We start from the raw sequence: 24,400 nt of genomic DNA on the forward strand, positions 1-24,400 counted from the left end.
TTCCCTTAGAGAGGTGGATGAGTGGTTGAAGTCGCACGCCTGGAAAGCGTGTATACGTGAATAGCGTATCGAGGGTTCGAATCCCTTCCTCTCTGCCAGATACCAAACCCGAGCTGTTGAAGCTCGGGTTTCTTTATTTCAGGCCGTCTGAAAAAGTGGGGCGGAAATTGACGCTTCGCTTTTCAGACGGCCTTTATCCAAACGGGTTTATCAGAAGAAGCCCAATGCTTTGGGTGAGTAGCTCACCAACAGGCACTTGGTTTGCTGGTAGTGCTCAAGCATCATTTTGTGGTTTTCACGGCCGATGCCCGAGCGTTTGTAGCCGCCGAAAGCGGCGTGTGCGGGATAGAGGTGATAGCAGTTGGTCCACACGCGGCCTGCCTGAATACCGCGTCCCATGCGGTAACAGGTATTGGCATTGCGGCTCCACACACCGGCACCGAGGCCGAACATGGTGTCGTTGGCGATGGCGAGCGCTTCTTCGGCGTCTTTGAAGGTGGTTACCGCCAACACCGGGCCGAAGATTTCTTCGCGGAAAATCTGCATGCCGTTATTGCCTTGGAACACAGTGGGTTCGATATAGAAACCGTTGGCACGGTCGCCGTCTTCATGGCGGATGCCGCCGCCGGTCAGCACTTTGGCACCCTCCTGCTTGCCGATATCCAGATATTTGGTGATTTTATCGAACTGCTCTTGGCTGGCTTGCGCGCCCACCATGGTTTCGGTGTCGAGCGGGTCGCCCACTTTAATGGCTTTCACGCGGGCGATGGCGCGTTCCATGAATTTTTCGAAAATGGATTCCTGCACCAACACGCGCGAAGGACAGGTGCAGACTTCTCCTTGGTTCAAGGCAAACATGGCGAAGCCTTCGAGGCATTTATCGAAGAAATCGTCGTCTTTATCCATCACGTCTTCAAAGAAGATGCTCGGGCTTTTACCGCCCAATTCGAGGGTAACGGGAATAATGTTTTCGGCAGCGTAACCCATAATCAGGCGGCCGGTGCCGGTTTCGCCGGTGAAGGCCACTTTGGCGATACGCGGGTTTTGCGCCAGCGGTTTGCCGCACTCCACGCCGAAGCCGTTAACGATATTCAGCACGCCCGCGGGCAGCAAATCTTCAATGATTTCCAACAGATAGAGAATGGAAACGGGGGTTTGTTCGGCGGGTTTGAGCACGATGCAGTTGCCGGCGGCCAGCGCGGGGGCGATTTTCCAAGCGGCCATCAGGATGGGGAAGTTCCACGGAATAATCTGGCCGACCACGCCCAGGGGTTCGTGGAAGTGGTAGGCGATGGTGTCGTGGTCGATTTCGGAAATACCGCCTTCCTGAGCGCGGATCACGCCGGCGAAATAGCGGAAATGATCCACGGCCAGCGGAATATCGGCGGCCAGCGTTTCACGCACGGGCTTGCCGTTTTCCCAAGTTTCGGCGACGGCGATTTTTTCGAGGTTGGCTTCGATGCGGTCGGCGATTTTCAACAGCAGGTTGCTGCGCTCGGTTACGCTGGTTTTGCCCCAGGCTTCTTTTGCGGCATGGGCGGCATCCAGCGCTTTTTCCACGTCGGCCGCCTGCGAGCGGGGCACGCGGGCAAAAGGTTTGCCGTTAACGGGGCTGATGTCGTCGAAATATTCGCCGCCGACGGGGGGAACCCATTTGCCGCCGATATAGTTTTCGTATTGCGCTTTGAATTGAACGATGCTGCCTTCTGTGTTCGGTGCTGCATATTTCATTTGATATCTCCTAAGTAAACAAATTCTTTTATAGGTATGGCAGCGTGCAGATACAGATTGCTTTACTAAATTTTATGTAAAAATCATTTTTTTAAACATGATAAAACCCATAAATATCAATAAACTATCCAATCCACATGCTGTTTGTTCAGGCCCCAAAAAACTTCTTCGAGCCTGTGCGGTCGAGTATAGATGATGTTTTTTTAGAAAACAACCTGTTATTTTGCAGGGGAATTCAACAATGCCGCTGCCGGACAACATAAAGGCCGTTTGAAACCTGCCCAAATTTTTTCAGACGGCCTGTTATAACAAAAACATCTTATATTAAAACCAACCATTCTTTCCCTTTTTCAGACGGCCTGATTAAAGTAGCGCACATTTAAATCAGGAACCCATCATGACCGCCACCACCGCCCCACTCCTCCGCTTCATCACCGCAGGCAGCGTTGACGACGGCAAATCCACCCTGATCGGCCGCCTGCTCTACGACAGCAAAACCTTGTTAACCGACCAGCTCGCCAAACTCGACCAAGCCGCGCAAAACGGCCAAACGCCCGACTTCGCCAGCCTCACCGACGGCCTGGCCGCCGAACGCGAACAAGGCATCACCATCGACGTGGCCTACCGTTATTTCGCCACCCCCGCGCGCAAATTCATCATCGCCGACACCCCCGGCCACGAACAATACACCCGCAACATGGTTACCGGCGCCTCCACCGCCGACGCCGCCATCGTGCTGGTGGATGCCACCCGCGTCGATTTCGGCGGTGCCGAACCCGTGCTGCTGCCGCAAACCAAACGCCACAGCGCCATCCTGAAACTGCTGGGCTGCCCCAGCATTATCGTGGCCGTCAACAAACTCGACCTGCTCGATTTCGACGAAAACAAATACCAAGCCATCACCCGCGCCTATCAGAAACTGGCCGGACAAATCGGGCTGGAAGCGCAAGTGTACTTTTTGCCCATCAGCGCCCTCAACGGCGACAACATCGTCAACCCCAGCACCCGCACGCCGTGGTATAACGGCCTGCCCCTGCTGCCTCTGCTGGAAAGCCTGCCCGTAACGCGTAAAAACGCCGCCGCCCTGCCCGCCCACTTTCCCGTGCAGCGTGTCGCACGCCAAGACGGCAGCAGCAGCGACGACTTCCGCGGCTATCAAGGCCGTTTGGAAGCGGGCCGTCTGAAAAGCGGCGACGAAATCAAAGTGCTGCCCGGCGGCAAAACCGCCAAAATCGCCGACATCTTCGGCCCCAAAGGCCGCACCGGCGAAGCCGAAGCAGGAGAAGTCATCACCCTCACGCTCGACACCGACCTCGACATCTCGCGCGGCAACAGCATCGTTGCGGCAAACAGCCCCGTCGAGCCGCAGCAAAACTTCCAAGCCGCACTGTGCTGGTTCGACGAAACCCCGCTCAACCTGCGCCGCAAATACCTGCTCAAACAAGGCACCCAAACTACCGCCGCCCGCATCAGCGAAATCGCCTACGTGTGGGACGTGCACACCTTAAGCCGCGTGCAGTCGGCAGGCGAATTGAAGCTAAACGACATCGGCAGCGTCAGCCTCAAAACCCAGCAGCCGCTGGCCGCCACCACCTATGCCGAAAACCCCGCCACCGGCGCGTTTATCCTGATAGACGAAGCCACCAACCACACCGTGGCCGCCGGCATGATACGCAGCAGCGCCCAAGAGAGCACCTTCGAAATTTAGGGCGTGTCGTCAGAAGCTGCCCTTCCAACATTCAACTGCTATTTAACACCGAGGCCGTCTGAAACACTTTCAGACGGCCTTTTCAACCGTTCGAGCAATATCCTGTTTGATTAAAAACCGTTTACCCTATAATGAAACCAAAATAAAAACGGCACCTCTAAACCCAGGCAGCCGTTTGCTTTGCCGCAACCGCATTCCGCATACACACCACTGCAAGGATATTCCATGCCCAGCAAACCTTTTACCCGTGCCCTCACCATAGCCGGCTCCGATTCCGGCGGCGGCGCAGGTATTCAGGCCGATTTAAAAACCTTTGCCGCGCTCGGTGCCTACGGCACCAGCGTGATCACCGCCGTTACCGCACAAAACACCCAAGGCGTGCAGGCCGTACACCCCGTGCCGGCCGACATTGTGGCCGCCCAATGCCAATCGGTGTTTTCCGACATCCGCATCGACGCCGTGAAAATCGGCATGCTGCCCGACACCGCCACCATCAACGCCGTAGCCGCCGCCCTGCGCAAATACAACAACGCCTTCGTTGTGCTCGATCCCGTGCTAGCCGCCTCCTCCGGCGAAAAACTGGCGCAGGAAGACACCGTAGAAGCCCTCTGCAACGAACTGCTGCCGCTGGCCGACCTCGTTACCCCCAACATCAACGAACTGGCCGCCCTCACCGGCAACAGCCCGGCCGGAAACGAAGACGAAATGCTGGCACAGGGCCGGCAACTCATGGAAAAAGGCGCAGTAGCCGTACTGCTCAAAGGCGGCCATTGGGAACACAGCAAAGAAGCGCGTGATTGGCTGCTGGTGGCCGACCACCAACCGCAATGCTTCCGCAACGGCCGCATCGACACCCGCAATACCCACGGCACAGGCTGCACCCTTGCCGCCGCCATCGCCGCCCTGCGCCCCCAGCGCGGCAACCTGAGCACGGCCGTTTCGGCCGCCAAAACCTACCTGCACGGCGCCATCGAAGCGGGCTTGGGCTGGCGCATCGGCAAAGGCCGCGGCCCGCTGGCCCATTTCTGGCGGCATTACCGCGACTGACCGGGTGGATAACATTAACAAGGCAGCAGCGTAATAAGTTTGTACACTATATGCCGTCTGAAACCGTTGCAAAGCATGCACTCTTAGCAGGAATAAACAATGTTTATCAAAACAAGGCTTGTAATAAACAGCTAAAGCCATTATATTGCTTGAATCTCACGTCACGACAACAACAACGAAAGGAGACGATGATGCAACACCGCAGACGTCAAGCTATCTTCCAGGCGGCCAAACGTGCTTTCCAAGCCCCGGTTAAGCCTGCGGACGGCAAAACTGCCCGCACCAAAACCGCCTGCTGATTTAAGCAATTTTATTTCAAATTTATTACAACGCAAAAGGCCGTCTGAAATGTTTCAGACGGCTCTTGTTTTGATACCGTATCGTTTCCGCATCACAACGATTCTGCTTTTTTCAAGCCTTTGGCACGCACGGTGGCTATCGCGCCGTCGATACCTTTCTGTTTGATTAACTCATTGAATTGGTTTCGATAAACTGTAACCAAGCTCACCCCGTCGACACGGATGTTATACACCTTATATACCGGCCCCACTTTATAGAGCTGGTAGGCCACCTCGTATTTTTTGCCGTTTTTGGTGCGGATTTCAGAAAACACGTCCACCTTATTGTTGCCGTTATCGGTGATTTTAGGCAGCAGCTTCACCTGCGCATCGGCAGCGCCCATCAAGGCGGAGCGCGCATACATCGAAATCATCATTTCTTTAAACGCCGCGATAAAATCGGTTTTCTGCTTGGCCGAAAACTCTCGCCACGGCAAACCTACGGCCAGCGCCGAAATGCGTTGGTAATCTAGAAAACCGTCGGCATAGCCCTCGATTTGGCGGATTTTCTGCTGCTCACTCAAACCGCCGTTGCGCGCCACCTTCAACACCGTATCAATATTCTGCTGCGCCTGCACTTGTGCCGGATGCTGCTGGACTTGCGCGGCGGCATAAGGCGACACCAGCGCAACAGGCGCGGCAAGCAAAACAGCCATCAGTTTGTTCATATTTTTCTCTCTCGAAAATAAAAAAGTGTGCCGTTGCTTCACAAGGCATCGGAAACCCCGCTTCCTTATGAAACGGCCGTATTTAACAACAAAGCGGCGTTACCTTGCATTAAAAACTGCAAAATAAGCGTTACGGCCTTCACTTCGGCATAAAAACCCTCACCAAACACAAACAATCCTGCCGGCACGCCGAAACATCTTTCCGAAACAACCGCCGTATTTGCCCGAAAAAACGAAAGGCCGTCTGAAACATTATTCAGACGGCCTTTTGCCACAATCGGTTACCGCATAACCAACCTAACGGGCCTGAGGCTGGGATTCCAAAATCACCCTCGCCTGTTCGGTGAGCGCACCCAAATCAATCAGACCGATTTGAGCCAACACCATCATCAGCACACTGCCTGCCACCACGGTCAGCACCGCATAAACCAAGTAGCCCAACATCACCCGCCAGCCCGGCTGGCCGCTCATTCTAATCAATCCCACGGCCTGCGCGACAAATATCCAAATCTGCCAAAACATCCCCGCAGCCGCCAAAGCAGGCGCGTAAAACAAAGCCAGCAGCGGCACCGACAACGCTTCGGAAGCCAACACAAACCCCCATAACGGCAACTTGGCCGCGCCGCGCGACAACATCCGCCCCATCACCAGGCTCAACACGCCGCATTTCAACACCGTCAGCAACACGGCCAGCGTAACTACCGCCGGGCTTTTGCCGAACAAAGGCGCCGTAGCGGCCGCGTTCACCAAACCGATCAGCAGCAGCACGGCGGCGGAAACGGCCAGCGAATAACGGTAGTCGGCGGGATTTTTATAACGCAGGCGCAAGATGTCCCACATGTCGCGTAGAAAGTGATACAGCATAAACAGATACGTTTCGGCAAAAGCATGCATTGTATAGCCAATCAACGCTTTTTCAAACAGAAAGCTGCCCAGACACTTTCATACGAAATGAAAAAACAGCCCCGAAAGGCTGTTGTTTTTTGAGTTTGGTGCGGAAGGAGAGACGCAAACTCTTAAAATAACATTATGATATTTTTAATATTTATAAATATAAAATCAAAAAATACCGTAAAAAGTACCGTATCTTTGCAAAAGTCAAAGCGGTTTTAGGGTATTTTTTACCTTTTCGGCTGAGGGGCAAGCTGGTAAAAAATCATTTTTCAGGCATGGGCGGATTGGCTGATTGCACGGTTTACCCATTCATTCAGGCTGATATTTTGCGCTGCTGCCGCCGCCGCCGCCGCTGCATGGGTTTCAGGGCTTACCCGCACATTAAAGCGGCCTGAATACTGTTTATACGGCTCAATACCTTTTTCTTTGCACACATCGAGAAAAACCGCCAAACTGGCCTCACCCTCTTTGTGCAAGTCTGCCACGTTATCGGCGTAAAAATCCGCCCCACCGTTAAGGCCGACAAACTCGCCGCGCAGTAACTCGGTTTCAGGGTCGTATTGAATAATAGCTTTATGACCGTTGATTTCCATTACATTGTTCATGGCTTTACTCCGTTTTCTTCCAACCATTTACGCACGCTCGCAACTGCGCCTTTATCTGTATCAGGGCTTGGATGCGGCCTATGAAACACTTTCACTTGCCCGAAAAGGATTACAGCCACACGGCTACCTTCTCTTTCTTGTATTTCCGCGCCCAATTCGACAAACAGAACTTCAATATCCGCCCATTTGATGCTGCCGGATACGGGGCGGCTGAATATTAAAGCAAGCGTTCTTTGGTGTTTCTTTTTCATAAAAACAAAATGGCACTAATATTTAGTACCATTCTAAAACAAGGCGGGCGGCATGGCAACCTTAACCACTATCACGGGGTAAGCAACCGCCGTATTTTAAGGCCGTCTGAAACCATTGAAAACCACGCAATAAAATATCAAAAAGTTAATGTTAATCAGACTGTTAAAAAACAGCTTTAACAACTCTCCACGGAAAAAAATTCTGCGAATGGGAGGGCGGGCGGTCTAGGAATATAAGCCGCCCGAACTTTTAACACCCCCTACCCATTCAACAAAAGCCAGTAAGGAAGCTATACACCCGCTACACTTCACAAAAAACTCGGTGCGAATTACCCGCATGAATCAAACACCGGAAAGTACCTTAGCACTTTCACGCCAGCCAATGTTCAAACAATCGGCCTTTGCCTGCCGCCTGCCCGATATGGTAGCCCGTCATGATGGTTTTCACGGTTAAGTCCAATTCTATTTCCGTCTGCCCGTATTCTGCCGTTAATTTAAGCGTAATGATGCCACCCAATGATAGGGTTTCCCCTTGCTTCCTTTCCAGTAAATAGGCGCATACGCGGCTGTCAAACGCAATTATGTTAGCGTATATCGGCGGGCTGCCTACCCTGTATGTATGCACATTCATTTTCGCTATCACATAGACGCTGCCGCGTACTGTGAACAGCCTTTTGGGCGGCCTTGTCAGCTTACCACTAATGATACCGTCTATCATTTAAAACACCATTTCCGCAAAAAAATATATAACACACCCTCGAAAACTTGGTTACTTTAGTTACCTCGTTGATTTTAAATAAAAAAGTGATGAAATTTTTGGTTACTTGCTGGTTACCGCTTGGTTACCTTTATGTAACCTTATGATTTTAAAGTGTAAAATCTTGGTTATCATATTAAGATGTTGTTAAATAAAACAAAACGGCTATCAAGCGGGGCTAGGCCGTCTGAAAGTAACCAACGGTAACCAAGCGGTAACCAACGAGTAACCAAGCTCAAAATACCTGATTATCAATATAAAACAATAAGATATATATCGAGTAACCAAAGTAACCAATATTTTTTACGCGCGTAACGAGAGTTAAGCAAAATCAGCATGTTTAACCCCCGTTTATGCTAATCCTCTGCCGGTTCTTTTTGCGGCGGCTGGTCGCCTGCCAGCACATAAAACCATGCCGTGCTTATCCCTGCCCGTTTAAGCTGTTTCGTCCATCGGTTGCTGCTCTTTTGCAGCCAGCCCGCGTCATAAAGCACTTTGCACACAAAATCTTTATCGTAACCGCCGCAGATTTCGATTTCGAAGGCTTCACGGGTCAGATAGTACACGGGCGGATAGCCGTTTCTCTGCTCTACATAGCCTGCATGGTAACGGCTGGTTTGATGGCCGCCGTCAATGCCTATTGATTCCAGCCGCCCGAACATCTCGGAATTACCTTTAGACTGGATAAAATCGGCTGCCCGTTGCAGTATCTGCCGCTCTTCATAGTTCCCTTTGCCTTCGCGCTCATACCAAGCATCGAAGCAGGCAAGCACACCGGCCGCACCGTCGCCCGAATTAAAGCCCGTAATGCCCCATTCGGTTGCCAGTTCCAATGCGGCTGCAACCAATGCAAAGCGTTTAGCCACACGCGCGGGCTGCCCGCTCAAATCGGGCGGCAGGGCATTTCGGAAAGCAGCGCAAAGGCCGTTTACTTTGGCGATAAACCCCGCCTTATCCTGCTGCATGGCTTCGGCGATATACTGCACAAATTCGCGCCCCGCATGGCCGTAATGATGTTTGGCCGACTGCTCCAATGTTTCAGCAAAAACCGCGCCGTCTGAAAAGCCGTGCAGGGTGTCAAATACGCGGAAACCTTTACCGGCATCGGCGGGAATAGACGGCAAACGCACATTCTGCCCCGCATTCCATTCAAAGCCCGCCTGTTTCATGTAATGCAGCGCGTCAAATTCCCCCGTAGAAAGCAATAAAACGCGCCACTCCAGCCGCTCGCGGTTACCGCCTTGCTTTGCCCCTTGCAGCTTACCCACGCCATTAAACAGCGAATAGGCCACGCTGCTAACGTCATTGCCCCGTGCTTGCGATATTTCATCAAGCACCATAAAGCCGTCAGACGTTGCAGCGGCGATATTGTCAATAGCCAGCGCGGTTGCTTTCCAAGTGTTTTTCAGTTTGTCGGGGTTGCCGAAAACGGAAAGTGCAAGCATGGCCGTAGTGGTTTTACCGCCGCTGGAAGCCTGAAACAGATGGAAGCCGCCGTTTTCCAGCTTCATAGGCGCAAGCAGCGGCGAAGCAAAGGCAGTTCCCAATGCCAGCATCAAGCGGCTGTTTCCTACCGCATAACGGGCAATTTCCGCCCGCCATGATTCAAGGCTGCCGGATACCGCATAAGCAGCTTTTTTGCTGGTGTCGCCGTTATAGATAACCTTACCGCCTGCATGGCCGATAATTTCGCCGCTGGGCAGTACATAACCGGTATAACCGTCATTCAGCCAGCCGCCGCGGTTGGCTATCTGCCAGTCGGTAAAATCGCCTTGCCATTGCAGATAATCGGCTAATGCCGCCATTGCCTTACCGCTGGATTTAATCCCGATACCTAAACCGCGCAGAAAACACCAGCAAGCGGGCGTACCTACCGTTTCCAACGGCAAGGCCGCCTGTTTGCGCGTGTTTTCGCCGCGCCGCCGGTATTCGATAATGCGGTATTCTTTTTCATCATCGCCGACACCGCGCCCCACCAGTTCGATATTGTCGGCAATATGTAAAGGCGGCAGATGGTAGGGTTCGCCACTCTCGCGCGTTATGCCCACGCCGGTATAAAACAATCCCTCGCGGCGGTTTTCGTAAAACGGCTCTATCGGCGTACCGCCTGCCGACTGAATCGCAGCCAATGCGTCAAAATCGCTTTCAGGCGCGTTTTTACGGCTTTTGCCCGCCTTACCCTTAACCATGCGCAGCTTGCCTTGATTTTCGCCGTTTTGGCCGTCTGAAACGCCCTTGCCGTTGTTTTTGGTTTCATCTGTCATGCTGCCGCCCCTTTCTGCACTTGCGCCGCCAACACGTCCAGCGCGTCCGCACCCATCGTGTCAGGCTGCCAAATCTTGATACTGTCTAAGCCTTTCTGATATTTGCGCTGCAAAGCCCGCGCCGCGTTTATGCCCGTGCCGTTGGCATCGTTATCAGCAATAATCACAAGCTCGCGGATACCGTCAGGCAATACCAGCGATTGAATGCCATGCGCCGAACCGCACGCCCACATAGGCACACCCGATACATAACGCGCCGCAAAAGCCGTTTCTATGCCTTCGCAAACGCCCAAAACGCCGTTTTCAGGCTCAAACAACCGTATGGCCGCGCCGGTAAGGCTTCCCGCGCCCGCACTCCGCATTTTCTTAGCTGGCAGACGCTCGCGGTTTTTCGGGTCGAACAACGCCGCTTTTACAGGCAAATCGTTGTATGAGGCCGTCTGCAAATAAATGATATGCAGGCCGCACGGTTTGCCCGCTATATCCTGAAACAGCCCCACCATCACGGGGAAATGCCCCAATACCCGTCCTTCATGCCAATAAGGCAGCCGTTTATGTAGGCGCAAGCCGTCTGAAACGGGCAATTTTTCAGGCAGGGGAATACCGCGCCCATACAGATAATCCCCAATCATGCCGTCTGTATTCCACGGCAGGCATTCCGCCCACAAAGTAAGCAGGCGTTCGATTCTTCGTTTGCCGTCTTGCTCCGTGTCGGCGGGCTTTGGCGGGATTTTCGCCACAGAAGGGGCGATATGCCCACCATCTAAGCCCAATATCACGGCCACGGCTTTAACCGCCTCCGCAAACGTATAGCCGTACACCAGCATCAGCAAATCAAAGCCGCTGCCCCCGTCGGGCGTGCAATGGTTACAAATAAAGCCGCCGCCCTGTTTATGGTCGGTAAAGCGGAAACGGTCTTTTCCCCCGCATGATGGGCAGGGCTGGTGTTTGCGGGTATCGGTGTAGCTTTCCGGCACACCCAAAGCCCGCAGGATTTCAGGCCAACGCCCCCGCGCCGTTTCTTTCACATCGGCAAGGCGGTAAGGCGGCCTGTTTTGATGGTTTTCTGTTGATTTAGTCATGATTTTGCCTTTCTTAAGGCTGAAAGCCCCCTGCCTAGTGCGTAAAACACGCGCTAAGGGCTTAAATATGCAAAATTAGGGGATTTAACGATTGGATAATGGGGTTTATATACCCGAAGGCGGAAATATGCTTTAAACGAAAAATAGACGGTTTTACGCATTCCCGCATTTTCAGACGGCCTTATCCGCCGCCACGACACAGACACACCGCCCATTTACCACTTGCAAGCTGCATCAAGCACAAACGCCCATAAGCGGGATTATTGGGTATGGTTTCGCTATACCCGACGGCTTCGGCTGCCGTATCTGCTTCAAACAGGCGCGCCAAAACACAGATATTCATGATTCCGCCTTTCCGTTCGGGTTGTCTGAAAAAAGGCCGTCTGAAACGCTTGCAGGCGCATCAAACGTTATGCCCCGCCGGTATTGCTCACGAATACGGAACACCAGCCACTTGCCGCCGTCCAGCAACATACCGAACCACACCGCCGGATAGCAGGCGGCAAGGCCGTTTAGGGCTTGGAAAGCCGCCGCAAAAGCAGCATGGGTATGATGGGACGTGATATACAGGGGATTGGCTGCGGTTTGCATCATGAATCCCCCTTTTGTTCATTCTGAACACCGGCTAAAGCCAAATCCACCGCCATAGCCATTAAAACAGGGGAAGTTTCACTCACAACGGCGGTCAAATCCCGCAAGGTATCTTCCACTTCTTGCAAATCTACCCGACAATGCGCGGCTGCTTGTCGGTTTACTTCGGCCAAACGGTTCATCATAAACAGTGCAGCCAATAAGGAACGGTTGGCCGTTTCCGCGCATGATTGCAGATAATCCGAATATTCAGAACTTAACACTTTGGCGTTATCAATGGCCGCGCCGTTTGCCAACAATGCAGGTAAGGCCGTCTGAAAGTTAGTGTTGAAGGAAAATTTAGGGTTTTTAGGATTCAAAGATTCCATGATTACACCTCCCCGCTAATCACATTGCACACCGTCCAGCGCGTGCCGTTTTGCACGATATTGAAGCGGTAGTCGTTGGTGTTGGAAGCCGTCAGGCGGTCAATAAAGCGGCCTGCATCGGCCAAAGAATCAAAAGAACGGATAGAACGGGAAATAAGCGGGCGTGAATAGCCCTTACGGATTTTACGCATAATGATATGTACCTTTTCGTGTTGGTTTTTAATGCCCCGTTTCACGCTGCTAAACGTGAGGGCGGGGAACAAAAGGAACGGGTTAGCAGACTGGACAACACGTTTCCAGCAGGCGTAAAGCCTCCCGTTCCCCTGTTCCCCGTAGGAAAAGGTACAACAAGGGAATGCAGACGTAACAATGCCGCCCGATATGGGATAACGGCGGCTTGTCTGCCGTGTTGTATTAGGGCTGCTAAACCCTGCCGCTTGATTGAAAGCAGCGGATTCATTGTGCAACCGTCTGATTAAAACGTCAAGCAGGATACGGCGGTTTACGCCCATATCGCCCGAAAATGCTTGATATGTTGATAAAAACTGCATTAACATAATGTTTCCTTTGAATCACAATCAAAGTTTTTATAAGCCGTTTTGGCCCCCCCTAACCAAGCCGCCTTACCTGTTTCAGGTTTGGCGGTTTTGGTTTTTGGGGCTGCCACGGCACTCATTGCACAATCCCTTGACGGGAAAGCATAGGCCGCTTGTGTTTCAGGCACTCGGCAGTTTGCTTAAACAAACGCACAAGCCGTTTATCAAACACGGTTTGTTCACACCAGCCGTCATGCACCAGCGATACGCCTTTTTGCGTCATTTCTACCGCCAGCACTTCAAATTGCGCCCACGGCATCGCCGCCAAATATTCACGGTCTCGGAAAAGTAGCGAAGCAATGCGGCTGATTAATTCCAACTGCACTTTTTCAGGCGCAAACGCTCCGTCAGCGATAAAACCGATACCGCTTTTACTTTGTTTGTTGCCCGCCGCTTCGATATACAGCCATTCACGCGCCGCACCCAATGATTCCGAATCGGTCTCACGGTCAACCCGTACTGCGGTAGGCAAATGCCCGTATGGGTCGGCAAAAAACGAAAGAAAGCGCGTTTGGCCGCCATTTCGCCGTTCAAACCCTTCACGGTTATCATCAGGCGCACCACAGCGCACGATATACGTCAAGTCATTAGGCTCTTTTGCGCAGCCCGCTGACACACGCGCTACATAAACCGTCAAAAAATCATCTAAATCATTTAAAAGAATATCGTTTTTCATGCCTTCGCTCCTTGCTGGTGTTGTTTACGGCTCGCTGCAATGCGCTTATCAAGCCACGCCTGTAAGCCGTCAGACGGCCACGCAACGGCATTGGCCGACAACTGCACACGCTGGGGAAAATCGGCATCAAACCGCGCTTTGTCTTTCGGATTGTTTTTGGCATAAATCGCCGCCCGTGATAGCCCTGTAACTGCCATCACATCGGGCAGGCGAAGCATACGGATAGAAATGTTTTCCATAGTTTAAGCTCCAAATAAAAATTCCCGTGTATTCCGTTATTGCTTGATAGCAGGGGGAATACACGGGAATAAATATAGCCGCTTATAATAAGCTGCATAATGGAATTAACCGACTACTTCCAATGGAAAAGACTAGTAGCTATACATGGGAAACGGCTAGCTTTTTCCACTTTAATTTAATTAAATAAATCAGGATTATTTTCTTTAAACTTCAATAAGTTACCACTCTTCAAATAATCTCTTGCAGTAGAACAGACATACCCAAAGCTTGAAGCATAAGCCGCCGCAAAGTTATTTCTACTCATACCGCTTGCTTCGTATTTCTTTATCATTTCTGCCCGCTTTTCTTTTTTAGCTTGTACCTTATCTGATTTAGCAGATTTTAAGCCATTAAGCCGCGCTAAAGCTGATAACAACCCATCATAGTCATCTTCCCTAATCAATCGAATAGGCGGCTCTCTGTTGCTTACCGTAACGCCTACACCCCTAACAGCTTCAGAAACAATAGTTTTATCAGCAGATATATCTACATCACCAGCTAAAAACTGCACTCGCTGCCGCAGTTCATTTTCTTGTTTTTTAACATATTCATAATGCTTTTTAACTATACTTTCTAAAGAATTTTCTTCAAGCTGTTCCCGATATTTATTAATAGTTTTATCAGCAGATATATCTACAGCACCAGCTAAAAACTGCATTCGCTGCCGCAGTTCATCTTCTTGTTTTTTAACATATTCATAATGCTTTTTAACTATACTTTCTAAAGAATTTTCTTCAAGCTGTTCCCGATATTTATTAATTGAACTTAATACGCAATTTCGTTCAAAAAATTGTTGCAGCCCTTCCTTTTGTGGTGTGCGGTCATTCTTCATAATCCCTACCTTCTACCCCCCCCGCCAATAAATCAGGAAACCACACCAGCAAGGCAGGCAGGGAGAATGACCTTGTTTTCGCCCTTGGTAGCTAATCGCAGGCTAGGTGTGGTTGTAACGTTTCAGACGGCCTTTAACCGCCCTGAATCAACGCCCGCGCTTTATCATAGCGGGCGCGCAAATAATCTGAATACCATTGCATCATCTCTACCCGTTCGGCCATGTAGTCCGTACGGTTATAGGCTGCTCTGATTTTGTTGTCGTCGATATGGGCAAGCTGCCGTTCGATGGCATCGGGGTTAAAGCCCTGTTCGTTTAATACGCTGCTTGCAAGGCTGCGGAAGCCGTGCGGCGTGGCTATGCCTTTGTATCCCATGCCGTTAATGATTTTGCCTGCCGTGTTTTCGCTGATATGGCCGTCTATGGCGGTGCGGCTGGGGAACAGAAACGGGCTGTGCCCCGTTATGGCGTGTAGCTCTTGCAATAACTCAAGCGGCCAGTCTGCCAACGGGATAATATGCGCTCGGGGGCGTTTCATACGCTCGGCGGGTATCGTCCATGTTTTCTTGTCAAAGTCGATTTCTTGCCATCTGCCGCCGCGTATTTCGGTGTTACGGGCAAAGCAAAGCATAATCAGCATCACACATAGGCGGTTTTGCTGATGTGTATCGGCCAGCATCAGCCGTCTGAAAAACTCGGTTAGCTCTTCGCGCGGCAAGGCGGGCATATGAACGGCCTGCCGTTTAGGCAGATAACCGACAAGCGGGGCGGCGGGGTTGCCGTCGGTAAGCTCCAGCAAAGCGGCATGGTTGAAAACGCTGCCTATCCATTGCCTGATTTTTTCTGCCGTTTCCAATGCGCCCCGCTCGGCGATATGTTCGATTACGTTTTTTATATCGCTTACCCGTAATTCTTTAATCGGGCGGTTGCCGATATGCGGGAAAACGTCTGCTTCAAAATACTGCATAATCCGCGCCGCGTGTTTCTCTTTCCAGCGGGGCAGGTTCTTTGTGTGCCATTGCTTCGTTATTGCTTCAAAGGTATTCAGCAAGGCGGCCTGCCGTTCCTGTTTGGCCTGTTGCTTGGCTGTACTGGGGTCTTGCCCTATGGCAATCAGGCGGCGGGCATTTTCAGCGGCTCCCCGTGCTTCCGCCAAGCCGATAATGGGGTAAACGCCGATTGCAAACGTTTTTCTTTTTCGGTCTATTGAATAATCAAGCCGCCAATACTTCCCACCGTTTGGTTTTACCAACAGATACAAGCCGCGCCCGTCTGTCAGCTTATAGGGCTTGTCGGCGGGTTTGGTGTTCTTTATTTGGCGGTCGTTCAACGGCATTTTTACGGTACTTTTTTTGTGGTATTTTCGGATACCGCTAAAAATACCGTAAATTTTTTGTTGATTCAATAAGACGGGTGTAGATTGGTGTAGATAATAAAGGCCGTCTGAAACAGCTCTTTATCAGACTAAAAGCCTTGCTGGGCTTGGTTTTTTGTGTATTTGGGTAGATGGGTATAGACGTAAAAAAACAGCCCCGAAAGGCTGTTGTTTTTTGAGTTTGGTGCGGAAGGAGAGACTCGAACTCTCACACCTTGCGGCGCTGGAACCTAAATCCAGTGCGTCTACCAATTTCGCCACTTCCGCATAGAATATGAAAGGCAGGATTATACCGAAAGTTAACGGAGATGCAAATCCGCCGCGCTTGAAAAAAGGTATAATGCACTCACCTATCCGAAACACCCGAACAGGCCGTCTGAAACGTTCAGACGGCCTCAATACCGAATTAACGCAAGAAAAAGGAAGCATCGATATGCCTGTTTCGCTGATCCGCGATTATTTGCAAACGCAAGGCTTGCGGCTGCCCGAAGACGATATCCGCGTGGGCGTGCTGGCGGCGCAAACGGTGATGCACAACGGCCGCGCCGAAATCGACCGCGGGGTTTTGTGGTATGCCGCAGACGATGCCGTGCTGTCGGAGCATATCGCCCCCACGCCCGAAAACGAAACCCTGCTTAAGCAGATTTTCATGGCTTTGGATTCGGCCTACAGCCGCACCGCCGCCGCACAAAGCGCGGTGGTGTATGCGCTGCTGCCGTCCGAACCAGGCCCGTTTTTGCTGCGCTTGGCGCAGCAGGGGCAGGTGTTGGCGCAACGGCTGCCGGTTAGCGAAGAAAATTCCCGCTTCCACCTGCCCGTGCGTTCGGCGCAAACCGGCTGGCTGAACCTGGCGGAAGATGTGGCGCACTGGCTCTCTTCGGAAGCACTCGAAGGCAGCCACAACGGCCGCAGCCAAAGCCAGATGTCGCTGCCGGTCAGCACCGAAAACGGCAGCGTGCTCGGTGTCGTGCATGTGGAATACGAAAGCAAGGCGGCGCTCACCGAAGCCGTTCAAGCCGATTGGGTGGCGCTGGCTCTGGCGCTGGCCGAGCCGATGGCCGCTTTGCTGAAACCCGAACACCAAGAGGAACAAAATGACTGAACCGTTGAAATTTATCGCCGCCTGCCGCCTGCCCACCGAGTGGGGTGTGTTTACCCTGCACGGGTTTGAAGAAGCAAACGGGCAGGAGCATGTGGCGTTAACCATGGGCGACATCACCGACGGAGCACCGGTGTTGGCGCGCATACATTCCGAATGCTTAACCGGCGATGCGCTGTTTTCGCAAAAGTGCGATTGTGGCCCGCAGCTTCAGGCAGCCATGCAGGTGGTTCAGCAAGCAGGCCGTGGCGTGATTGTGTATCTGCGCCAAGAAGGACGCGGCATCGGCCTGATCAACAAAATCCGCGCTTATCAGCTGCAAGATCAGGGTTTGGACACGGTGGAGGCCAATGTGGCGCTGGGCCTGCCGGTAGATGCCCGCGATTTTACGCTGGCCAAGCATATTTTCGAGCATTTGGGCGTGAAAGAAGTGAAGCTCTTAACCAACAACCCTGAAAAAGTGCAGGTGCTGGCCGACGCGGGCATCAAGGTGGCCGAACGCGTACCGCTGCAAGTGGGCGAGAATCTAGAAAATGAACGTTACCTCCACACCAAAGCCGAAAAACTCGGCCATTGGTTTTAGCAACTGTGTTACTAAGCCGCTCTGAAAACCCAACATCGTTTACAGGCCGTCTGAACGTTTCAGACGGCCTGTTGCATAAAACCGATGCCATCGACCACTTTTCCGAACCTTATCATTCAATTTCAATTGATTTTTTCAAACACCTGCCGCCGAATGGCAGCCGCCTTCTTTACACCGCAAAACCTTTACTATATATTGCCGAATGAACCGGCTACGCCGCACTACACGGCCGCCGTTTTCCCGAACACCATATTGAACGTTTAACGGAACCGCCCGAATAATTGGGGAAAGCGGTTTCCCATTCCCAAGAGGAGACACTCATGACTGCCAACGCAGCAGAACGCATCAAACACGAAGGCCTGCGCGCCAAAATCATGTCGGCCGAACAAGCGGCCGAATTTGTGCAAAACGGCATGACCGTTGCCATCAGCGGCTTTACCGGCGCTGGCTATCCCAAAGAGCTGCCCACCGCCATCGCCGAGCGCGCCAAAGCCGCCCATGCGCGCGGTGAAGCGTTTGCCATCGGCATGATCACCGGCGCTTCCACTGCCCCAGAATGCGACGGCGTATTGGCCGCCGCCAATTGTGTAAGCTTCCGCAACCCCTTCCAATCCGACCCCGGCATCCGCAACAGCATCAACGCCGGCAATATCGCCTACCAAGACATGCACTTGTCGCACGTTGAACAGCAGATGCGCCAAGGCTTCTACGGCAATTTCGATATCGCCATCATCGAAGCCGCCGGTATCACCGCCGACGGCAAAATCATCCCCGCCATGGGCATCGGCCATGGTAACGAAGCGCTGAAAGCAGCGAAAAAAGTGATAATCGAAGTAAACTCCGCCCAAAATGAAAAACTGGAAGGCATGCACGACGTGGTGTACGACATCGGTGTGCCGCCGCACCGCAAACCCATCCCGATTACCGGCCCGTTCGACCGCATCGGCTCGCCCTATTTGGAATGCGATTTGGACAAAATCGTTGCTGTAGTACTCACCAACAGCGGCGACCGCAACAGCAAATTCGCCGACCCCGACGACAACTCCAAACGCATCGCCGCGCAAATCATCGACTTCTTCTCGCATGAAGTGAAAGCCGGCCGCCTGCCGAAAAACCTGCTGCCGCTGCAATCGGGCGTGGGCAACGTGGCCAACGCCGTATTGGCCGGCCTGTTGGACGCGCCGTTTGACGATCTCACCGGTTACACCGAAGTGCTGCAAGACGGCATGCTCGACCTGATTATCGCCGGCAAAATGAAATCGGCTTCCGCTACCGCCCTTTCGTTCAGCCCCGATGCGCTGCAACGCTTTAATGACAACATCGAGTTTTTGCGCGACAAAATCATCTTGCGCCCGATGGAATACACCAACAACCCCGAAGTTATCCGCCGTTTGGGCGTTATCGGCATGAACGCCATGATCGAAGCCGATATCTACGGCAACGTAAACTCCACCCACGTAATGGGCACCAAAATGATGAACGGTATCGGCGGCTCCGGCGACTTCACCCGCAACGCCTTCTTCTCGTTCTTCGTGTCGCCCTCGGTGGCCAAAGACGGTGCGATTTCCTGCATCGTGCCGATGGTTTCCCACCACGACCACACCGAACACGATGTGATGTTCATCGTAACCGAACAGGGCATGGCCGATTTGCGCGGCAAATCACCGCGCCAGCGTGCGAAGCTGATTATCAACAACTGCGCCCACCCCGAATACCGCGACCAGTTGAACGATTATTTCGACCGCGCCGAAAAAGCAGGCGGCCTGCACACGCCGCACCTGCTGCTGGAAGCCCTTTCCTGGCACCAACGTTTCGTCGAAACCGGCGATATGCGCATCAAATAACCGTATTGGTATCCGCCAACCCCTTGCAGCTTTTGCAAGGGGTTTTTATTCGGCTTGACTTTGCCTGACTGAACCGGAGCTTGATAGTCAATCAGTTTGAGAAAAGCACTTCCAAGACGGCCTTAAAATGTTTGTACAAAGATTCAGGCCGAGACCTTTGCAAAATTTGTTTAGGCACCTTAAAACGCTTGCGTCATGCTCGGGCTTGACCCGAGCATCTTTTTGTTTCAAAAGAAATAACAGATACTCGGGTCAAGCCCGAGTATGACGAAATATAATACATTCAGGATTAAAACGGCTTTTTTGCAAAGGCCTCAGGCCGTCTGAAAAACATTCAGACGGCCTTTCGATCAAACCAAACCCAAACTTACAACGTGGCCATATCGATTACAAAACGGTATTTCACATCGCTTTTCAGCATACGCTCGTAGGCTTCGTTAATATCTTTCATATCAATCACTTCGATATCGGAAACGATATTGTGCTCGCCGCAGAAGTCGAGCAGCTCCTGCGTTTCTTTCAGGCCGCCAATCAGCGAACCGGCCACGTTGCGGCGTTTGAAAATCATCGGAATGGTGGAAAGCGCGGGGGTGATATCGCCCACCAGTCCAACAAACACCAATGTGCCGTCGAGTTTCAGCGTCGGCATATAAGGGTTGACGTCGTGTTCGTAAGGCACGGTGTCGATAATCAAATCAAACTGGTTGGCGGCGGCCTGCATTTGTGCGTTGTCGGTGGACAAAATCACCTTGTCGGCGCCCAAACGGTAGGCATCGTCGGCCTTGCCGGGGCTGCGGGAAAACAGGCTCACTTCCGCACCCAAAGCATGCGCGAGTTTGATGGCCATATGCCCCAAACCGCCGAGGCCGACCACCGCCACTTTGCTGCCTTTGCCCACCTTCCAACGGCGTAGCGGCGACCAAGTGGTAATGCCGGCGCATAAAATCGGCGGCACGGCTTTGGTGTCGAGGTTTTCGGGCACTTTAAGCACGAAAGCGTCGCTCACGGTGATGCTTTTCGAGTAACCGCCGTAGGTGCGCAGGCCGTCGTGTTTGTCGGTGGAGTCGTAAGTGGCGACAAAGCCGTTGTCGCAATATTGCTCCAGATGGTTGCGGCACGGTTCGCATTCGCGGCAGCTGTCGACCAAACAGCCTACGCCCACCAAATCGCCCACTTTGAATTTATCCACTCCGCTGCCCACGGCGGTTACGCGGCCGACGATTTCGTGGCCGGGAACCACGGGATAAGTGGTAAAGCCCCAGTCGTTGCGGGCGGCGTGCAAATCGCTGTGGCACACACCGGTGTAAAGAATATCGATAACCACATCGTCCGGCCGCGGGTCGCGGCGCTCGAAGCTGAAAGGCACCAGCGGGGTGTCGTGCGAATGGGCGGCATAGCCTTGTACGGTTTGAGTCATGGCTTATCTCCTGTTGAGGTTGGAAAATATTTTGTTTTAGAAAGGTTTTCAGACGGCCTGTCGGCTACCACTATACGCCTTTTAAACAGCGGGATAAACCGCGCGGGCGGAATGGGCGCAAAGCCCATATTTTTTAAATCGGCCGGTAATTTCGCTATATACTGTTGAATATATATACTTCAGCCTTATATGAGATTATGCTGTAACCCTTTTTTAACCGAAAACCTGCAAGGAGGCTTTTATGAAACACGATTTCGACCAGCAAAAAGAAGCATTGATGAAAGAAATCCGTTCTGTTCTCAACGATGTGGAAGAGTTGTACAACAACGGCGTGGAAAGCGGCAGCGAAGAAGCCAAAGCCCTGAAAGCCAAACTGCAAGACAAGCTGAGCGCGGCCAAAACCAAACTGTATGATTTTGAAGAGCAGGCCGCCCGCAAAGTGAAGCATACCGCCAAACAGGCCGACGAACTGGTGCAGGAAAAGCCCTACTACGCCATGGGCTTCGCCGCTTTGGCAGGCTTGGTGGTGGGCGTATTGCTCAACCGCCGCTAAGGCAGTATCCGAGGCCGTCTGAAACATTTTCAGACGGCTTTTTTATGTTATGCTTTGTTGCACCGGCAGCTTAGAAAGCAGCAATGTCTAAATTAATCAAAAGGATATCCATGAGCCTGAAACAACACATCAACCATTTCCAAGTGCTGCTGAACCAAGGCGTAGATTTATTCCTGCTGCGGCTGCGTATGCTGCAACTGGACGTCAGCGACCAAGCCGCCGCGGTGGTGCGGATTTTCGCCGCCGTGGTGCTGATGGGCGCATTGTTTGTGTTCGGCATGATCAGCCTGCTGTTGGGTTTGAACCATGTTTTAAGCGGCGAAGCCAAAATCTGGGTGTTTTTCGGCCTGGCCGTTTGCAGCCTGCTGGCGATTGCCGCGTTGGCCTCATGGTCGGTTTCTTCATGGAAAAACAAAAACGCCCAAGTGGCCGCCACCCTGCGCGAAATGCAGCAGGATATCGCCTGTCTGCGCGGCATGGCGGTGCAGGATAAGGAGGAAAAAACCGATGAACGCCAAGCATGAAGAACGCCAACTGTTAGAAATGCAGGCCGAGCTGGCGCGTTTGAAAATCACCGCCGAGCGTTTGAAAATGCAACGGGCGCGCGAACGGCAAAGCATGATCGACACCGGCTTCAACACCATTCTCGGCCTGGCCGACGGCCTGCCTTCGCAAAACCTGATCTGGAAAAGCCTGCTGCTGCCTTTAAGCTGGAAGCACCGTATCTTCACCGCCGCCGGCTTGCTGCTGTGGCAGGTTTGGCGGCAGGACAACAAACGCTGACGGTTTAACGTTTGCTTCAAAACAGGCCGGAAGCTTTGCAGAATTCATTCAGGCCGTCTGAAAACCGGACAACAAGGCTTTCAGACGGCCTGAACCGCTTACAAAGATGATTAACGTTTAATCATGCGGACACTTTGCCAACCGCATTTGACCACACCCGAAAAACCCCGCAAACTCACATTTTTAAACCCCCAAAAAATCCACCGCCATGACTGCCTCCCAACTGCTGCAAACCTTAACCGACATCGTCGGCGCACCCTACATCATCACCGACCCCGCCAAAACCGAACCCTACCGCCAAGGCTACCGCTTCGGCGAAGGCCGCGCGCTGGCCGTGGTGCGGCCGGGCACGCTGCTGGAACAATGGAAAATCCTGCAAGCCTGCGTAGCGGCCGATGTGATTGTGCTCACGCAGGCCGCCAATACCGGCCTCACCGGCGGCTCCACGCCCGACGGCAACGATTACGACCGCGACATCGTGATTGTGAACACCATGCGTATGAACATCATCCGCCCCATCAGCAACAACGAACAAGTCGTCTGCCTGCCCGGCGCCACGCTCAACCAGCTCGAGCTGCTGCTCAAGCCTTTGGGCCGCGAGCCGCACTCAGTTATCGGCTCGTCGTGCATCGGCGCATCGGTGCTCGGCGGCGTGTGCAACAATTCAGGCGGCGCGCTGGTGCAGCGCGGGCCGGCCTACACCGAAATGGCGCTGTTCGCACAATTAGACGAAAACGGCGAACTGCATCTTATCAACCACTTGGGCATCGATTTGGGCGACACGCCCGAAGAAATCCTCACCAACCTGCAAGGCCACCATTACCGGCAGAAAGACATCACGCCCGATGCCGGCAAAGGCCACGACCACGACTATTGCAACCATGTGCGGCAGGTTGACGAACCCAGCGCCGCCCGCTTCAACGCCGACCCCGCGCGCCACTACGAAGCCTCGGGCTGCGCGGGCAAACTGATGGTGTTTGCCGTTCGCCTCGACACCTTTCCGCTCGAAAAACACACCGCCGTGTTCTATATCGGCACCAACAGCACCGACGAACTCACCGCCATCCGCCGCGCCGTGCTGGCCGATTTCAAAAACCTGCCCGTTTCCGGCGAATACATCCACCGCGACGCTTTCGACATGGCGGCGGTGTACGGCAAAGACACTTTCTGGGTGATTAAAAAATTCGGCACCCACCGCCTGCCGCAACTGTTCGACCTCAAAGCCAAAGCCGACCGCCTCGGCAAAAAACTCGGCATCCTGCCCGCACACTTCAGCGACAAAGCCCTGCAATTTGCCAGCAAATACCTGCCCGAACACCTGCCGCAATCGCTGCGCGACTACCGCAACCGCTTCGAGCACCACTTGATTTTAAAAATGGGCGGCGAAGGCGTGGAAGAAGCGCGCGCCTTTTTGAAAGACTACTTCAGCGGCAAATCGGGCGCTTATTTCGAGTGCAGCCCCGAAGAAACCCAAGCCGCCATGCTGCACCGCTTCGCCGTCGCCTCCGCCGCCGTGCGTTACCGCGCCGTGCACGACAAAGAAGTGGAAGACATCGTTGCCCTCGACATCGCCCTGCGCCGCAACGATAACGACTGGTTCGAACAACTACCGCCAGAAATCGACAACAAAATCAGCCACAAACTCTATTACGGCCACTTTATGTGCCACGTGTTCCACCAAGACTACATCGTGAAAAAAGGCCACGACTGCCAGGCGCTGGAACACGAAATGCTGCACCTGCTCGACCAACGCGGCGCGCAATACCCCGCCGAGCACAACGTCGGCCACCTATACGAAGCCAAACCCGCGCTGAAGCAGTTTTACCGCAAACTCGACCCCACCAACAGTTTCAACCCGGGCATCGGCAAAACCTCCAAGAAAAAGCATTGGGCCGACTAAGCGCACAGGCCGAGACCTTTGCAAAATTCGTTTAGGCCGTCTGAAAATTTTTCAAAAAGCCCATCGAAATTTGAAAATATCTACTCTGCGTCATACTCGGGCTTGACCCGAGTATCTTATCGTTACGAAAGAACCGGTAGATACTCGGGTCAAGCCCGA

General features: G+C 52.8%; 26 protein-coding genes and 2 tRNA genes. 10 read left to right on the plus strand and 18 right to left on the minus strand.

The window, feature by feature from the left end; all coding sequences use genetic code 11:
* Window positions 1–7: 7 nt before the first annotated feature.
* A tRNA-Ser gene (locus NQ012_RS01260) sits at window positions 8–98 on the plus strand.
* A 112-nt stretch (window positions 99–210) separates the two neighbouring features.
* Here NQ012_RS01260 and exaC read toward each other — a convergent pair.
* Window positions 211–1,731 carry an acetaldehyde dehydrogenase ExaC gene (gene exaC, locus NQ012_RS01265; RefSeq protein ID WP_257065652.1) on the minus strand — a complete coding sequence of 507 codons (1,521 nt, stop codon included), beginning with the start codon at window positions 1,729–1,731 and terminating at the stop codon, window positions 211–213.
* Window positions 1,732–2,128: 397 nt separating this feature from the next.
* Here exaC and NQ012_RS01270 point away from each other — a divergent pair, with 397 nt between their 5' ends.
* Together NQ012_RS01270 and thiD are read left to right on the plus strand one after the other, a co-directional pair.
* Entirely contained in the window at window positions 2,129–3,439 is a 1,311-nt protein-coding gene (locus NQ012_RS01270; protein WP_257065653.1) for a sulfate adenylyltransferase subunit 1, read from the plus strand.
* Window positions 3,440–3,664: 225 nt separating this feature from the next.
* Entirely contained in the window at window positions 3,665–4,486 is an 822-nt protein-coding gene (gene thiD, locus NQ012_RS01275) for a bifunctional hydroxymethylpyrimidine kinase/phosphomethylpyrimidine kinase (protein ID WP_257065654.1), read from the plus strand.
* A 391-nt stretch (window positions 4,487–4,877) separates the two neighbouring features.
* Here the strand turns inward: thiD and NQ012_RS01280 are convergent, their stop codons facing one another.
* The 16 genes from NQ012_RS01280 to NQ012_RS01355 form a co-directional block, all read right to left on the minus strand.
* A complete protein-coding gene (locus tag NQ012_RS01280) occupies window positions 4,878–5,492 on the minus strand; it encodes an MlaC/ttg2D family ABC transporter substrate-binding protein (RefSeq protein WP_257065655.1) in 615 nt (204 codons plus the stop codon).
* Between the two features lie 297 nt (window positions 5,493–5,789).
* On the minus strand, window positions 5,790–6,386 hold the full coding sequence (locus NQ012_RS01285; RefSeq protein ID WP_257065657.1) for a hypothetical protein: 597 nt from the start codon (window positions 6,384–6,386) through the stop codon (window positions 5,790–5,792).
* Between the two features lie 269 nt (window positions 6,387–6,655).
* Window positions 6,656–6,991 (minus strand): type II toxin-antitoxin system HicB family antitoxin, encoded by a 336-nt coding sequence (locus tag NQ012_RS01290; RefSeq protein WP_085365890.1) that lies wholly within the window; start codon window positions 6,989–6,991, stop codon window positions 6,656–6,658.
* Window positions 6,988–7,242 carry a type II toxin-antitoxin system HicA family toxin gene (locus NQ012_RS01295; protein ID WP_257065659.1) on the minus strand — a complete coding sequence of 85 codons (255 nt, stop codon included), beginning with the start codon at window positions 7,240–7,242 and terminating at the stop codon, window positions 6,988–6,990. The genes NQ012_RS01290 and NQ012_RS01295 overlap by 4 nt, the downstream gene beginning before the upstream one ends.
* A gap of 1,113 nt (window positions 7,243–8,355) precedes the next feature.
* Entirely contained in the window at window positions 8,356–10,263 is a 1,908-nt protein-coding gene (locus NQ012_RS01300) for a DUF927 domain-containing protein (protein WP_257065660.1), read from the minus strand.
* Window positions 10,260–11,345: a DUF7146 domain-containing protein gene (locus NQ012_RS01305; protein WP_257065661.1), complete on the minus strand. Its 1,086-nt coding sequence runs from the start codon at window positions 11,343–11,345 to the stop codon at window positions 10,260–10,262. The genes NQ012_RS01300 and NQ012_RS01305 overlap by 4 nt, the downstream gene beginning before the upstream one ends.
* A gap of 181 nt (window positions 11,346–11,526) precedes the next feature.
* Window positions 11,527–11,688 carry a hypothetical protein gene (locus tag NQ012_RS01310; protein WP_257065663.1) on the minus strand — a complete coding sequence of 54 codons (162 nt, stop codon included), beginning with the start codon at window positions 11,686–11,688 and terminating at the stop codon, window positions 11,527–11,529.
* Entirely contained in the window at window positions 11,685–11,939 is a 255-nt protein-coding gene (locus tag NQ012_RS01315; protein ID WP_257065665.1) for a hypothetical protein, read from the minus strand. Before NQ012_RS01315 ends, NQ012_RS01310 begins: the two co-directional genes overlap by 4 nt.
* On the minus strand, window positions 11,936–12,304 hold the full coding sequence (locus tag NQ012_RS01320; RefSeq protein WP_257065667.1) for a hypothetical protein: 369 nt from the start codon (window positions 12,302–12,304) through the stop codon (window positions 11,936–11,938). Before NQ012_RS01320 ends, NQ012_RS01315 begins: the two co-directional genes overlap by 4 nt.
* A 2-nt stretch (window positions 12,305–12,306) precedes the next feature.
* Window positions 12,307–12,495: a hypothetical protein gene (locus NQ012_RS01325; protein ID WP_085365897.1), complete on the minus strand. Its 189-nt coding sequence runs from the start codon at window positions 12,493–12,495 to the stop codon at window positions 12,307–12,309.
* A 359-nt stretch (window positions 12,496–12,854) separates the two neighbouring features.
* Window positions 12,855–12,980, minus strand: a complete 126-nt coding sequence (locus NQ012_RS01330) for a hypothetical protein (protein WP_257065668.1) — start codon at window positions 12,978–12,980, stop codon at window positions 12,855–12,857.
* Window positions 12,977–13,576, minus strand: a complete 600-nt coding sequence (locus NQ012_RS01335; protein ID WP_257065669.1) for a hypothetical protein — start codon at window positions 13,574–13,576, stop codon at window positions 12,977–12,979. Before NQ012_RS01335 ends, NQ012_RS01330 begins: the two co-directional genes overlap by 4 nt.
* Window positions 13,573–13,815, minus strand: a complete 243-nt coding sequence (locus NQ012_RS01340) for a helix-turn-helix transcriptional regulator (protein ID WP_257065670.1) — start codon at window positions 13,813–13,815, stop codon at window positions 13,573–13,575. Before NQ012_RS01340 ends, NQ012_RS01335 begins: the two co-directional genes overlap by 4 nt.
* Before the next feature lie 176 nt (window positions 13,816–13,991).
* Window positions 13,992–14,687: a hypothetical protein gene (locus NQ012_RS01345; RefSeq protein ID WP_257065671.1), complete on the minus strand. Its 696-nt coding sequence runs from the start codon at window positions 14,685–14,687 to the stop codon at window positions 13,992–13,994.
* 133 nt (window positions 14,688–14,820) lie between these two features.
* Entirely contained in the window at window positions 14,821–16,023 is a 1,203-nt protein-coding gene (locus NQ012_RS01350) for a tyrosine-type recombinase/integrase (RefSeq protein ID WP_257065672.1), read from the minus strand.
* Window positions 16,024–16,244: 221 nt separating this feature from the next.
* Window positions 16,245–16,329: transfer RNA gene (locus NQ012_RS01355), tRNA-Leu, on the minus strand.
* 166 nt (window positions 16,330–16,495) lie between these two features.
* Here NQ012_RS01355 and NQ012_RS01360 point away from each other — a divergent pair.
* The 3 genes from NQ012_RS01360 (at window position 16,496) to NQ012_RS01370 (ending at window position 19,588) form a co-directional block, all read left to right on the plus strand.
* The gene (locus NQ012_RS01360) at window positions 16,496–17,164 is read left to right on the plus strand and encodes a hypothetical protein (RefSeq protein ID WP_257065808.1); all 669 of its coding nucleotides are present in this window, start codon (window positions 16,496–16,498) and stop codon (window positions 17,162–17,164) included.
* Window positions 17,157–17,744, plus strand: a complete 588-nt coding sequence (gene ribA, locus NQ012_RS01365) for a GTP cyclohydrolase II (RefSeq protein WP_257065673.1) — start codon at window positions 17,157–17,159, stop codon at window positions 17,742–17,744. Before NQ012_RS01360 ends, ribA begins: the two co-directional genes overlap by 8 nt.
* Before the next feature lie 320 nt (window positions 17,745–18,064).
* On the plus strand, window positions 18,065–19,588 hold the full coding sequence (locus NQ012_RS01370) for an acetyl-CoA hydrolase/transferase family protein (RefSeq protein ID WP_257065674.1): 1,524 nt from the start codon (window positions 18,065–18,067) through the stop codon (window positions 19,586–19,588).
* Window positions 19,589–19,955: 367 nt separating this feature from the next.
* Here the strand turns inward: NQ012_RS01370 and NQ012_RS01375 are convergent, their stop codons facing one another.
* Window positions 19,956–21,005 (minus strand): NAD(P)-dependent alcohol dehydrogenase, encoded by a 1,050-nt coding sequence (locus tag NQ012_RS01375; protein ID WP_257065676.1) that lies wholly within the window; start codon window positions 21,003–21,005, stop codon window positions 19,956–19,958.
* 241 nt (window positions 21,006–21,246) lie between these two features.
* Between NQ012_RS01375 and NQ012_RS01380 the strand changes: the two genes are divergently transcribed.
* From NQ012_RS01380 to dld, 4 genes are all read left to right on the plus strand, one after another.
* Window positions 21,247–21,558, plus strand: coding sequence for a DUF883 family protein (locus NQ012_RS01380; protein ID WP_257065677.1), 312 nt, complete (start codon window positions 21,247–21,249; stop codon window positions 21,556–21,558).
* Window positions 21,559–21,668: 110 nt separating this feature from the next.
* The gene (locus tag NQ012_RS01385; protein ID WP_257065678.1) at window positions 21,669–22,082 is read left to right on the plus strand and encodes a phage holin family protein; all 414 of its coding nucleotides are present in this window, start codon (window positions 21,669–21,671) and stop codon (window positions 22,080–22,082) included.
* Window positions 22,066–22,341: a hypothetical protein gene (locus NQ012_RS01390; protein WP_257065679.1), complete on the plus strand. Its 276-nt coding sequence runs from the start codon at window positions 22,066–22,068 to the stop codon at window positions 22,339–22,341. Before NQ012_RS01385 ends, NQ012_RS01390 begins: the two co-directional genes overlap by 17 nt.
* 208 nt (window positions 22,342–22,549) lie before the next feature.
* Window positions 22,550–24,241, plus strand: coding sequence for a D-lactate dehydrogenase (gene dld, locus NQ012_RS01395; protein WP_257065680.1), 1,692 nt, complete (start codon window positions 22,550–22,552; stop codon window positions 24,239–24,241).
* The last annotated feature ends 159 nt before the right edge of the window (window positions 24,242–24,400 follow it).

Source organism: Neisseria dentiae (assembly GCF_024580525.1).
In the GTDB taxonomy this organism is placed as follows: Bacteria; Pseudomonadota; Gammaproteobacteria; order Burkholderiales; family Neisseriaceae; genus Neisseria; species Neisseria dentiae_A.